Genomic DNA, 12273 nt, shown 5'->3' with positions numbered 1-12273 from the left:
CTTGGTGTTGAACTCGGATTCGATGCCCGCGGTCTGCAAGAGGAGCTTCTTTTGCCTTCTGGCCTCCTCCCGGGGGTCTCCTTCCTGGGCCAAGCCGAGGGCCAAGAGAAGGGCCGCACCCACCACCCACCACGCCTTGGGCCGCATATACCCAACCTCCATAAAGGCGCCCGGTTTCCCGGGCGCCTCGCCTTAGGCCAGCTCCAGCTTGACCTGGGCCTCCCCCGTGTCGCCGCTCGTGTCTTTAAGCTTCACCGTGAAGGTCCCCGGCTTTTCCGCCTTGAACTTAAAGCCGTAAAGGGGGTTGGCGCTGGTGGAGGGACCGGGCCGGGCCTCCGCCACCTTTTCCCCCTCAAAGTAAACCTCTACCAGGTTGATGTAGTTGGCGGGGATGAGGTTACCCTGGGCGTCCCGCCGGGTGCCCGGTTCGTTAGGGTGCTGGGCCACCGCCTGTAGCCGAAACTCCTCTCCCGCCTTGGGCTTGGCCGGGGTCAGGCGAACGATGGTGCGGATGGGCATCTTCTACCTCCTTTCCTTAACCGCAGCCCCCCACGGTGACGCGGGTGCTGGCCGAGGCCAGAAGGAACTTGCCGTCCGTGGTCTCCACCACAGCCCGAATGGCGGTGGTTTCCGCCAGGCGGACCCGGGTGGCGTAGTAGGGCAGGGCCTTCATGGGCATGAAGGTCACCAACCTCGGCGTGGGGTTCTTGTCGGCGAAGAGGTGGATGGCCTTGACCTGGTTGGAGGGCAGGTTCACCTCCACCTCGGCGGGCACGTTGGCCCCGCTTTCGGCGATGGCGGGCATGGTGAGCTTCACCAGGTTGGAGGGGGTAAGGTCCTTAAAGCCCTTGCCCAAGGCCTCCTGCAAGGCCTTCTCCAAGTGGGCCAGGTCCTCCCCTTCCAGCCCTTGGGCCATGGCGGGTAGCCCCGCCACGGCCAGGGCGGAAAGGGCCGCACCGGTTGCCTTCAGAAACGCTCGCCTATTCACACGCACCTCCTTTGGCGCACATTTGGCGCAGCTCCAAGAGGAACTGCGCCCGGGGCCGGCTGCCAAAAAACCGGCCCACCTCCTCCCACGCCCCCTTCCTGGGGACGAGGAAGACGAAGGTAGGGGTGCCCGGCACGCGAAAGCGCCGGGCCAGGTCCTGCCCCTCCGGGGTTTCCGTGCCCACGGAGGCCACCACGAACCGCTCCTCCAGAAGGCGGCTTACCGCAGGGTCGGAGAGGACGAAGGTGTTCATCTGGTCGCAGTAGGGGCAGTGGGGGCTATGAAAGTACACCATGAGAACCCGGGCGTGCTCCTGGGCCAGGGCCTGGGCCTCACGGAAGGGATACCAACGGCCAAAATCCGGCGCGGCGAGGGCTAGGCCCATGAGGAGCGTCGGCCAAATTACCCGGTACACGTACATACCTTACACCACCTCGGTACACCCAAGGACATTTGTACCTTACCAAGTTTCGCCGCTAAAAATCAAGGGGTTAGCTACACTCGTTCAAGCAATCCTTCACGTTATACCCCCTGCAATGACCCACATAAAGGTCGGGAAATGCATACCCCCATCCCGTAAAGTGCCTTGGCGCTTAGCTTAAGCTTTCCTAAAGCCATCCCTCTTGACGGGTTTTAAGGGACAAACTACCCTATACCCCGGAGGGTAAAGATGAAGCGGACCATGGTGGCTCTCCTCCTTCTCGGCAGCCTGGCCTTCGCCCAGGCGGACGGCGCCAAGCTCTACGCACAGTGCGCGGGCTGCCATCAGCCGAACGGCCAAGGGATCCCGGGCGCCTTCCCGCCCCTCGCCAGCCAGATGGCGGAGATCCTCGCCAAGCAGGGAGGACGGGAGTACCTGATCAAGGTTCTCCTTTGGGGCCTCCAGGGGCCGATTGAGGTCAAGGGGATGAAATATAGCGGGGCTATGCCCGCCTTTGGCGGCCTAAAGGACGAGGAGATCGCCGCCCTCCTCAACCACATCGCCACCGCCTGGGGGGACGACAAGAAGGTCCCGGGCTTCAAGCCCTTCACCGCCGCCGAGGTCAAGGCCCTGCGGGGTAAGAAGCTCACCCCACAGCAGGTATTGGAGGAGCGGAAGAAGCTCGGGCTCAAGTAAGGAAACTTTGGGTGTACCCGGGGCCTTTAGGCCCCGGGCCCTGCTTTAATGGGGGGGTGCTCGCCCTTGACTTGGAGAAGCGTTTCCCCGGGTTTCACCTGGAGGTGCGCCTCGAGGTAGAGGCGGGAGAGGTCTTAGCCCTCCTGGGCCCCTCGGGGAGCGGCAAGAGCACCCTGCTCCGCCTGGTGGCCGGGCTTCTCACCCCAGACCGGGGCCAGGTGCGCCTAGGCCCCTTGGACCTCACCCCCCTCCCCCCCGAACGGCGGGGGGTGGGCTTCCTCTTCCAGGACTACGCCCTCTTCCCCCACCTCACCGTGGCGGAGAACATCGCCTTTCCCCTGGTGGAGGCCCGCTGGCCTAGGGAAAGGCGGGAGGCACGCGTACAGGAGCTTCTTTCCCGCATGGAGCTCACCCCCCATGCCGAAAAGCGCCCCGAGGCCCTCTCCGGTGGGGAAAAGCAACGAGTGGCCCTGGCCCGGGCCCTGGCGGCGAGGCCCCGGCTTCTCCTCCTGGACGAGCCCTTGGGGGCCTTGGACCTCCGGCTTCGGGAAGAGCTCCTTTTCTTCCTGCGAAGGACCTTACGGGAGGAGGGCATCACCACCCTCCTCGTGACCCACGACCAAGGGGAAGCCTTCCTCCTCGCCCACCGGGTGGCCCTCCTGCGGGAGGGCCGGCTCGTGCAGATAGGCCGGCCCGAGGAGGTCTATGCCCGGCCCAAGGACGCCTGGACCGCCCGCTTTCTCGGGCACAAAAACCTCCTTAGCCCCGAGGAAAGCACCCGCCTGGGCCTGCCCCCCAAGGCCCACCTCCTCCCCCCCAAGGCCCTTTCCCTGGGGGGAAAACGGCGGGGGGTGGTGGAGGAAAGGCTCTTCTACGGGGGGCGGGTGGGGCTATGGGTGCGGCTGGAAGGGCTAAGGCTCTACCTCGAGGCCCCAGAAGGCCCCGAGGAGGGCGAGGAAATGGGCCTCCACCTGGACCTTGCGCAGGCGGTAGCCTTGGAGGGATGAGGCGCTTCGCCCTTCTCCTGGGAGGACCCCTCCTCGTAACCCAGGCCCTGCGGGAGCGGCTTAAGGGCTTCCGCCTCCTGGCGGCGGACTCCGGGGGGAGGCACGCCCTGGCCTTGGGGCTTACCCCGGACCTGTGGCTTGGGGACTTTGACTCAAGCCCCGCTTGGCTCCAAAAGGCCCTTCCCGCTCCCAAGGAGGTCCTGCCGCAGGACAAGGACCTCACGGACGGGGAAGCCCTCTTGCGGAGGGCCTTGGCCCTGGGGGCGGAGGAGGTGCTTTTGCTGGGGGGGATTGGGGGGAGGCTGGACCACACCCTGGCCCACCTGGCCCTCGCTTTCGGCCTGGCGGAAAGGGGGGTAAGGGTGGCCCTCACGGACGGGCTCACCTGGGCTTACCCCCTCCTTCCGGGGGAGCACGCCTTCCCCATGGAAGCGGGCACCCCCTTTAGCCTCGTCCCCTTCCTCGAGGCCACCCTGGCCCTGGAAGGGGCCCGCTGGAACCTGCCCCCAACCCCCTTGGCGGCCACCACCCGCACCCTGGAGAACGAAGCCCTGGGGGAGGTGCGGGTACGGGTGGCGGCGGGGCGGGCGGTGCTCTACGTCTATTGACAGCGGGAAAAAGCGGGGCTACACTAGCTTTTGGCGTTTGGGCCGCTAGCTCAACCGGTAGAGCAACCGACTCTTAATCGGTGGGTTACAGGTTCGAGTCCTGTGCGGCCCACCAGAAGCCCCCCGGGGAAGCCCGGGGGTTCCTTATCATGTCCCCATGGACCGCCCCAAGACCCCCTTAGACCTCCTGTCCCTGGACCTCCCCGAAGGGGAGCCCTGGGGCTACGCCCTGGCGCAGAGCCTCCTCAAGGCCCCGTGGGCCTTCCGCGCCCTCCGGCCCACCCCGGGGCTTCTGGACCTCATCCGACTGGACCTCGAGGCCCTCTACCTGGAGCTTGAGCGCCTGCGGCGGGAATACCCCTTGGGAAGCCTCGGGGAGCGCCCACCCCATCCGGCGGAGGAAGGGGCCCTTAGAGCGCTCCTCGCCCGCGACCCCCTGGCCCTGGTGGAGGTGCTAAAAGCCCACGGGCCCTGGCCCTTCGCCCTCTACCGCGCCTTCCGCTTTGACGGGGAGGTGCACCCCCTTCCCTCCCCCCGCCTTCCCCGGGAAGGGGAGCTCTTGGGCTACGAGGCCCAGCGCCAGGCCCTGGAGGAAAACGCCCGGCGCTTCCTCTCGGGCAGGCCCGCCCTCCACACCCTCCTCTACGGGGCCCGGGGCACCGGGAAGAGCACCGCCGCCAAGGGGCTTCTGCGCCTGGAGGGGGCCCGGATGGTGGAGGTGGAGCCCCGGGCCCTTTCCCGCCTGGAAACCCTTCTGGAAACCCTGGCCCTCCTTCCCCAGCGCTTCTTCCTCTTCTTAGACGACCTCTCCCTGGACCCGGAGGGCGAGGCCTTCCACCACCTGAAGGCCCTTTTGGAGGGGAGCCTCGAGGGGCCTCCGGAAAACGTCCTCCTCCTCGCCACCTCCAACCGCCGCCACCTGGTGCGCCGCCTCGGGGAAAACCCCCTGCCCGGCGAGGCTCCCGAGGCCTGGGACGCCCTCCAGGACACCCTGGCCCTTTCCGAGCGCTTCGGCCTCGTCCTCACCTTCCCGCCCTTTGACAAGGCCCTCTACCTCAAGGCGGTGGCCCACCACCTGGGCCGGCCCCTCACGGCCAAAGAGGAGGAGGAAGCCCTCCGCTTCGCCCTGCAAAAGGGGTTTTCCGGCCGGGTGGCCCGGCAGGCGGCAAGCCTCCTAGGCTAGCCGTGGCGCAAGGCCGCCTCCACGAAGCCGGCGAAGGGGGGCGAGGGGCGCATGGGGCGGCTTTTGAACTCGGGGTGGCTCTGGAGGGCCACGAAGAAGGGGTGGTCCTTAAGCTCAATGGCCTCCACCAGCCCCGCCCCCCGGCCCCGCATCCCCGGGGTGATGGCGGAAACCACGAGCCCCGCCCGCTCCAGCTGGTCCACGTAAAGGGGGTTCACCTCGTAGCGGTGGCGGTGGCGCTCCATGGCCTCCTCCTTGCCGTAGAGGCGGTGGAGGAGGGTGCCCTCCCGGATGCGCATGGGCCAGTCGCCGAGGCGCATGGTCCCCCCTAGGCCCTCCACCTCCAGCTGCTCCGGCATGAGGTCAATCACGGGGTGGGGGGTATAGGGGTCAAACTCCGTGGAGTTGGCCCCCTTGAGCCCCGCCACGTTCCGGGCGAACTCAATGACGGCGATCTGGAGCCCCAGGCAGATGCCCAGGTAGGGGATCTTCCGCTCCCGGGCGTACTGGGCCGCCCGCACCTTGCCCTCAATCCCCCGCACGCCAAAGCCCCCGGGGACCAGGATGCCGGAAACGTCGGCGAAGGCCTCGTCCAGGTCCCCCGCCTCCAGGGCTTCGGCGTCCACCCACTTCACCTCCACCCGGGCCCGGTTCTTGATGCCCGCGTGCTTCAGGGCCTCGAGGAGGGAAAGGTAGGCGTCCGGCATCTTCACGTACTTGCCGGCGATGGCGATGCGCACCGTGCGCTCGGGGCGCTTGAGGACCTTGACCGCCTCCTGCCAGAAGGAGAGGTTGGGGAAGACGGGCTCAAGCCCCAAGGCCTTCTCCACCGCCCGGCCCAGACCCTGCTCCTCCAGAAGGAGGGGCACCTCGTAGAGGTGCTCCACGTTGGGGCTAGAAAAGACGTGGCCGGGGCGGACGTTGGTGAAGAGGGCCACCTTTTTCCGCACCTCCTCGGGCACGGGTTTCACCGAGCGCAGGACGACGGCGTCGGGCTGGATGCCCACCCCCCTTAGGGTGGCCACGGAGTGCTGCGTGGGCTTGGTCTTGAACTCCTCGCTGGTTTCCAGGTAGGGGACCAGGGTGAGGTGGATGTAGAAGGTGTTCTCCTCCCCCTCGTCAAAGCGGAACTGGCGGATGGCCTCGAGGAAGGGGAGGCTCTCTATATCCCCCACCGTGCCCCCCACCTCCACCACCACCACCTCCGCCTTCTGCTCCTCCGCCACCTTGCGGATGCGGTCCTTGATCTCGTCGGTGATGTGGGGGATGACCTGGACCGTCTGGGAGAGGTACTCGCCCCGGCGCTCCTTCTGGATCACGGACAGGTAGACCTGGCCCGTGGTGAGGTTGTTCCCCCGGGAGAGGTCCATGTCCAAAAACCGCTCGTAGTGGCCGATGTCCAGGTCGGTTTCGGCCCCGTCGGCGGTGACGAAGACCTCCCCGTGCTCGTAGGGGCGCATGGTACCCGCATCCACGTTCACGTAGGGGTCAATCTTGATGGCCGTGACCCGGTACCCCCGGGCCCGGAAAAGGGCCCCCAGGGAGGAGGTGAGGATCCCCTTCCCCAGGCTAGACACCACGCCCCCGGTGACGAACACGTACTTCCTGGGCCTTTTTGGGCTATCGGAAACCCTGTTCACGGGACTTTAGCCTACCACATCTGGCGGAAGGGCCTGGTTTGTGGTAGAGTCTTCTTTGGCGTTCTTGCGGGGTCCCCCGATCCCCCGGCAAGAACTTCTAGGAGGGCCCTGGTCATGCAAACGTACGTGCCGAAGGAGATTAAGCCCCGTTGGGTTTTGATAGACGCCGAGGGCAAGACCCTGGGGCGGCTCGCCACCCAGATCGCCACCCTCCTCAGGGGCAAGCACCGCCCCGACTGGACCCCCAACGTGGCCATGGGGGACTTCGTGGTGGTGGTCAACGCCGACAAGATCCGCCTCACGGGGAAGAAGCTCAAGCAGAAGATCTACACCCGCTATAGCGGCTACCAGGGGGGCCTCAAGGAGATCCCGGCGGAAAAGATGCTCGCCACCCACCCCGAGCGGGTGCTGGAGCATGCGGTGAAGGGCATGCTCCCCAAGGGGCCCTTGGGGCGGAAGCTCTTCAAGCGGCTTAAGGTCTACGCCGGGCCCACCCACCCCCACCAGGCGCAGAAGCCCGTGAAGCTGGAGGTCCAGTGATGGAGCAGTATTACGGCACCGGCAGGCGTAAGGAGGCGGTGGCCCGGGTATTCCTAAGGCCCGGAAGCGGCAAGGTCACCGTGAACGGCCAAGACTTCCAGGACTACTTCCAGGGCATCGTGCGGGCGGTGGCCGCCCTGGAGCCCCTTCGGGTGGTGGACGCCTTGGGCCGCTTTGACGCCTACATCACCGTGAGGGGTGGCGGCAAGAGCGGCCAGATTGACGCCATCAAGCTGGGGGTGGCCCGGGCCCTCTTGCGCTACAACCCCGACTACCGGGCCAAGCTCAAGCCCTTGGGCTTCCTCACCCGCGACCCGCGCATGGTGGAAAGGAAGAAGTACGGCAAGCACAAGGCCCGCCGGGGACCCCAGTGGTCCAAGCGCTAGGCGTAGCCCTTCCCTCCCCCCGGGACCCATCCCGGGGGGTTTTGCCTTCGCGCCTCCAGGGCCTCCCGCAGGGCCTCCCGGGAGAAGGCGTGGACCTTCCCGTGCCTTAGGTAGACGAGCCTGGCCTCCGCCTCCACCCCCAGGGCCCTTCGCACCGCCTCGGCGTAGAGGGCGAGCTGGAAGCGGTAGGCCTCGGGCTCCATCTTCTGGTCGGTCTTGTAGTCGTCCAGAAACCACCTCTCCCCCACCCGGTAAAGGCGGTCCAGAACCCCGTACCAGACGGTGCCCCCCAGGGGGAGGACCAAGGGGAGCTCGGGGTGGTCCTCATCCCGGGCCTCGAGGGCGGGCAGGACCCCGCCCAAAAGGGCCTGGTAGCGGGAAAGGAGGCCCTTCACCTCGGCGAGGAGGGCCTCCTTTTCCCCCTCGGCGAAGGGGAAGACCACCTCCTGGAGGAGGAGGGACGCCATGGCCGCCTCGTCCCGGGGGTCCAGGTTGCGGGCGATGGCGTAGTGGACCAGGGTGCCCAAGGCCCTGGCGTACTCCGGCATAGCCTCCCCTTCCAAGGCCTCCGCCAAGGGCTTGGGCTCCTCCTTGCGGAGGGCGCTCGGGGAGAAGACCCGGGGCAAGGGGCTCTGCTCGAGGCGCCAGTTGGCGTAGGGGGCGGGTTTTTGGCTTTCTACCCCCTTCCTTGCAGGCGCCTGAAGGGTGGGGGCCACGGGGTGGCGGCGCACCAAGGGGTCTTCCCCATCGGGTCCTAGGCCCAAGAGGGAAAGGGCTTCCGCCCAAGGCCCGGGGCGCCCGGAGAGGCTTCCCGTGAGGAGGAGGACGTCCCTTGCCCGGGAAAGGGCCACGTAGAGGAGGCGCAAGGCCTCTTCCCTCTGGGCCTTCTTCAGGGCCTGGGCCAAGGGCCCATAGCCTGGGGTCCCCTTCAGGGCCACCTCTCCCCTCTCCCCCACCAGGAGGGGCTCCTGGTCCGGGCGCTCCCCCCGGGCCAGGTCAAAGACCGCCACCGCCCGCCACTCCAAGCCCTTGGCGGCGTGGACGGTGAGGAGGTGGACGCCCTCGCCCCCCTCGGGGAGCTCCCCGGCCTCGTGGTCCTTGGCCCGCACTTTAAGCCACTCCAGGAGGGCCTCGAGGTCGGGAAAGCGCTCGCGGGCGGCCAGGAGGAGGAGGGCGTCCAGGTTGGCCCGGGCCCGGGGAGGGAGCTTTTTCAGGAAGCTTTCCTCCTGCGCCAAGGTCCTTAGCGCCTCCAGGGGCCTCCGCTCCGCCAAGGACCTAAGCCAGGCCAGGCGCCCCCTGGTCTCCTCGGGCAGGTGGGGGATGGGGTCTTCCCGCCTTAAGGCCTCCTCCACCTCCCCAAGGTCCAGGCCCAAAAAAGGCCCCCGCAGGAAGGCGAGGAGGGAGAGGCGCTCCTCGGGGGTAGGAGGGCCTTCCAGGAGGGAAAGCCTCAGGGCGTGGTAGAGGTCCCGCACCTCGGGCCGGGTGAAGAAGCTCTGCCCCCGCCGCAGGACGTAGGGCACCCCCTGGGCCCGGAAGGCCCTTTCCAGGAGGGGAAGGCTCGTGCGGCTCCGCACCAGGACGGCCATCTCGCGAAACTCTACCCCCTCCTCCCGGAGCGCCTTAAGCCTCTCCGCCAAGAGGTGCGCCTCAAAGGCCCGCTTGGCCTCCAAAGGCGCCTCCCCCACCACCCAGTGCACCTCCACCCGGCCCTCCTCCTCCCTAAGGGAGACCAGGGGAGCCCGCTCCTCCTCGGGGAAGAGGGCCAGGAAGCGGTTGAGGAAGTCGGCCACCCGCTTGGCGTGGCGGCGGCTTTCCCGAAGCTCATGCCTTTCCGCCCGGGCCAGGGCTTGGCGGAAGACCTCCACCCGGGCGTTGCGGAAGAGGTAGATGGACTGCTTGGGGTCCCCCACGGCCACAAGCCTCGCCCCCGCCTTCTCCAAGGCCCCGAAGAAGCGGGCCTGCAGGGGGTTTACGTCCTGGTACTCGTCCACGAAGAGATAGGGAAAGCGGGCCACCAAGCGCTCAAGGGCCTTCGGGTGATGCGCGAGCTTCAGGGAAAGGGCCTCGAGGTCGCTTGGACTTAAGGCCTCCGAAAGCCGCTTGCGGTAGCCCGAAAGGGCCTCCCCGTAAAGGTCCACGAGGAGGCGGTTCTCCTCCCCAAGGGGGGAAAAGGCCTCCGCCAGGGAGCGCTTCTCGTAGAGCTTCTGGAGGCGTTCCTCCCAATGGGAGGGAAGGCCCTTGAGGTAGAGGAGGCTTCGCACCTCCTCCAGGAACACGCCCTCCGCCAAAAACTCGTCCAAGACGGCAAAGTCGGGGTCTAGGGAGAGGAAGGGGGCGGTGTGGCGCAGGGCCTCGGCCATGAAGCCGTGGATGGTGGTGAAGACTGCCCCATAGACCTCCCGCTTGGCCTCCCCGTCCCCCAAGGCCTCCACCGCCTCCAGGATGCGCCCCCTCAGCTCCTCCGCCGCCTTGCGGGTGAAGGTGATGGCGGCCATGCGCCTAAGGGGAACCCCCGCGCGGAGGCTAGCCAGGAGCTCCTGCACCAAGGTGTGGGTCTTCCCCGTGCCCGCCGAGGCCACGTAGAGCTTCATAGCGCCTCCTTGCGGCAGACATCGCCCAGTTGGCAGGTATGGCAGTGCGCGCCAGGCTTGGGGTCAAAAACCCCCGCTTCCCACCCCTGCAGGGCCTCCTCCACCCGTGAGCGCACCTCCTGTGCCTGGGGAAGGAGGCTCTTCCGGTCAAAGGGTGCCTTGCGCCAGGGCCTGGGGCGTTCCAACCAGGCCCAGGTCCAGAGGTACACCCTGTCCACGTCTTCCCGTCGCAACAGGGCCTCCAGCGCCATCCACTCTGTCCAGCGGTCCCTCGGGTTCAGGTCGGGGTCCTTCCCCTGGGGCAGGAGGCGGTAGAGGTGCAGGGTCTTCCCTTCCCGCCGCACGCCGTCTAGCCGGAGGGCGTAGCGCTTGCCCCGCCAAAGCTTCCAAAACTCCATCCCCTCCAGGTGGTCCTGGTGCTTGGCAAGCCAAGGGCCCACCTCGGGGTCTTCCTTGAGGCGCGCAAGCTCCCTGGGCAGAAGGTGCCAACCCAGGGCCTCTTGCTCCCCGTCCGAAAACCCAAAGCGCTCGGCGTAGGCGCGGAAGGGGCACTCCCGGTAGCGGCGGAGGACCTCGAGGTGGGGCGGCGGGGCCTTGCTCCGGGGCGGGGGGGATGCGAAGGGCTCAAAGGGCAGGGCCTCTAGAAGGCTTGCCGGGGGCAAGGGCTCTGGCCTTTCCCCCTTCTCCAAGGGCTCATAGGGCCCCGAGGGCCCCGCCTCCGGGTAGAGGAGGAAGACCTCCTCCCCCCGGCTCGCCACCTCCTCTTGGAACAGGGGGTCTAGCCCCCGAAGCCGCCGGGGAAGCCCCTGGAGAAGGCCCCTCTCCCGCAACTCCTCCAGGAGGAAGTAGTCCTCCCGCTCCCCCAGGGTGTACCGCCCGGCGAGCCACTCCAACACGTAGACCCGCCGGGCCCTCACCCCCGTGGCCCGCAAGGGGGGAAGGAGGGGGACGCCCCGTTCCGGCTCGGGGGGCAGGGTTTCGTCCAGGAGGAGGCTCCGCCACCAGGGAAGGGGATTTCCCCGGTCCACCCGCAGGGCCAGGCGGAGCCGGGCGAGAAAGGGCTCCTTGGCGGAAACCCCAAGCCGCTCCAAGACCGCTTCCCCCCAGGCCAAGGGGTCCTCCCCTGGGGTCCTCAGGGCGCAAAAGGCCCGCCACTCCTCCAGGAGGCCCTCCCGCTCCGCCAAGGCCCCTAAGGCCTCCTCCCCCGCCAGGCCCAGGCGGAGGGCCTTCCGCCCCAGACGGGGAAACCCCAAGGCCAAGAGGTCCCTTCCCGTGGGAAAGGGGTTGAGGAGGGCAAGGACCCTTTCCCCGTCCTCCGTGTCCGCCAGGGCCCGCTCCCTGCCGTCCACCAGGGGAAGGCCGTACTCCTCCTTGAGGAGGAGGAGGCCGGGGATGCGCCCTTCCGGGGCCACCACCAGGATGTCCTCCGGGCTAAGCCCCTCCCCGCCCAGCTCCTTGGGGGCGAGGGCCCGCTTCAGGGCCCGGAGGAGGTAGCGGCTCTCCTCCACGGGGTTGGCGAGGGCGTAGACCTGGCGCCGGATGGGCCTTGGCGAAAGCTCCTCCATAGGCTCAAGCCCCTCGGGGAGGAGCTCCAGGGTGAGGAGGACGGGGACCTCCTGCGCCAGGCGGCGGAGGAAGCGGAGGTCCAAGGGGCCGATCTCCCGGAAGCCGTCCACCACCACCAGGCCCGGCCTCGGAAAAAGCCTTAAGGGCACCTTCCCGGCCAAGCGGCGGAAGTCATCGTAGTCCAGGGCCCTTCCCTTAAGCCTCTCGTAGCGGAAGTAGACCCGCCTCAGCCGCCCCGCCTCCCCCTCCTTGGGCAGGGCGAAGGGGGAAAGGCCAAACCGCTTCAGCTCGGCGATGGCCCGGGCGAAGAGGCGGGCCTCCCCCGGGGCCACCTGGGGCCCGAAAAGGGTCCGCAAGGCCTCCCCCACCAGGGCCACCCGCCCCGCCCCGGGCAGAAGGGGGCGAAGCCTCCCCGCCTCCGCCACCACCCGGTAGTAAAGGGCCTGGAAGGAGAGGAACTCCAGGCCCAAAAAAGCCCCCCTCTGCGCCAAGAGGCGGTAGAGGTAGGCCCGTTGGTGGGGAAGCCCCACCCACCACACCCTTTCCCGCCGCCCGAGGGCCTCCAGGGCCTTTTCCAGGGCCCAAGCGGTCTTCCCCGAAGCCGGCGGCCCCACCACGGGATAGAGGCCCGGCTTCATATGGGCCTA

At 67.9% G+C, this 12273-nt stretch carries 12 protein-coding genes, 1 tRNA gene and 1 pseudogene; 7 read left to right on the top strand and 7 right to left on the bottom strand.

Annotated features, from left to right (window positions below):
• Positions 1-21: 21 nt before the first annotated feature.
• The 4 genes and pseudogenes from LXN00_RS02635 to LXN00_RS02620 all read right to left on the bottom strand — a co-directional run.
• Positions 22-147, bottom strand: a pseudogene (locus LXN00_RS02635) (sulfur oxidation c-type cytochrome SoxA); the annotation flags it as partial.
• Between the two features lie 45 nt (positions 148-192).
• On the bottom strand, positions 193-519 hold the full coding sequence (soxZ, locus tag LXN00_RS02630) for a thiosulfate oxidation carrier complex protein SoxZ (RefSeq protein ID WP_071676640.1): 327 nt from the start codon (positions 517-519) through the stop codon (positions 193-195).
• A 16-nt stretch (positions 520-535) separates the two neighbouring features.
• Entirely contained in the window at positions 536-988 is a 453-nt protein-coding gene (gene soxY, locus LXN00_RS02625) for a thiosulfate oxidation carrier protein SoxY (RefSeq protein WP_234504376.1), read from the bottom strand.
• A complete protein-coding gene (locus tag LXN00_RS02620; protein WP_234504372.1) occupies positions 981-1409 on the bottom strand; it encodes a SoxW family protein in 429 nt (142 codons plus the stop codon). Before LXN00_RS02620 ends, soxY begins: the two co-directional genes overlap by 8 nt.
• Before the next feature lie 249 nt (positions 1410-1658).
• On the opposite strand from LXN00_RS02620, the gene cycA reads away from it, so the two are divergent.
• The 5 genes from cycA to LXN00_RS02595 all read left to right on the top strand — a co-directional run bounded on the left by cycA (position 1659) and on the right by LXN00_RS02595 (position 4903).
• Positions 1659-2105 (top strand): cytochrome C-552, encoded by a 447-nt coding sequence (cycA, locus tag LXN00_RS02615; protein WP_234504369.1) that lies wholly within the window; start codon positions 1659-1661, stop codon positions 2103-2105.
• A gap of 56 nt (positions 2106-2161) precedes the next feature.
• The gene (locus LXN00_RS02610) at positions 2162-3112 is read left to right on the top strand and encodes an ABC transporter ATP-binding protein (protein WP_234504366.1); all 951 of its coding nucleotides are present in this window, start codon (positions 2162-2164) and stop codon (positions 3110-3112) included.
• Positions 3109-3720, top strand: coding sequence for a thiamine diphosphokinase (locus LXN00_RS02605; RefSeq protein WP_234504363.1), 612 nt, complete (start codon positions 3109-3111; stop codon positions 3718-3720). The genes LXN00_RS02610 and LXN00_RS02605 overlap by 4 nt, the downstream gene beginning before the upstream one ends.
• 39 nt (positions 3721-3759) lie before the next feature.
• Positions 3760-3835 (top strand) — tRNA-Lys (locus LXN00_RS02600).
• Between the two features lie 42 nt (positions 3836-3877).
• The gene (locus LXN00_RS02595; RefSeq protein WP_234504359.1) at positions 3878-4903 is read left to right on the top strand and encodes a DUF815 domain-containing protein; all 1026 of its coding nucleotides are present in this window, start codon (positions 3878-3880) and stop codon (positions 4901-4903) included.
• Here LXN00_RS02595 and LXN00_RS02590 read toward each other — a convergent pair.
• Positions 4900-6543 (bottom strand): CTP synthase, encoded by a 1644-nt coding sequence (locus LXN00_RS02590; protein WP_234504356.1) that lies wholly within the window; start codon positions 6541-6543, stop codon positions 4900-4902. The two genes, LXN00_RS02595 and LXN00_RS02590, sit on opposite strands and share 4 nt — an antisense overlap.
• A 114-nt stretch (positions 6544-6657) precedes the next feature.
• Between LXN00_RS02590 and rplM the strand changes: the two genes are divergently transcribed.
• Entirely contained in the window at positions 6658-7083 is a 426-nt protein-coding gene (gene rplM / locus LXN00_RS02585) for a 50S ribosomal protein L13 (RefSeq protein WP_234504353.1), read from the top strand.
• A complete protein-coding gene (gene rpsI, locus LXN00_RS02580; protein ID WP_234504350.1) occupies positions 7083-7469 on the top strand; it encodes a 30S ribosomal protein S9 in 387 nt (128 codons plus the stop codon). Before rplM ends, rpsI begins: the two co-directional genes overlap by 1 nt.
• Here the strand turns inward: rpsI and LXN00_RS02575 are convergent.
• Positions 7466-10060: a UvrD-helicase domain-containing protein gene (locus tag LXN00_RS02575; RefSeq protein WP_234504347.1), complete on the bottom strand. Its 2595-nt coding sequence runs from the start codon at positions 10058-10060 to the stop codon at positions 7466-7468. The genes rpsI and LXN00_RS02575 overlap by 4 nt on opposite strands.
• The gene (locus tag LXN00_RS02570) at positions 10057-12264 is read right to left on the bottom strand and encodes a hypothetical protein (protein ID WP_234504345.1); all 2208 of its coding nucleotides are present in this window, start codon (positions 12262-12264) and stop codon (positions 10057-10059) included. The genes LXN00_RS02575 and LXN00_RS02570 overlap by 4 nt, the downstream gene beginning before the upstream one ends.
• Positions 12265-12273 lie beyond the last annotated feature (9 nt).

Origin of the sequence: Thermus brockianus, from assembly GCF_021462505.1 — a bacterium.
Taxonomy (GTDB): domain Bacteria; phylum Deinococcota; class Deinococci; order Deinococcales; family Thermaceae; genus Thermus; species Thermus hydrothermalis.
The sequence above is the reverse complement of the archived record's forward strand: the minus strand, read 5'-3'. Positions and strand labels throughout refer to the sequence as shown.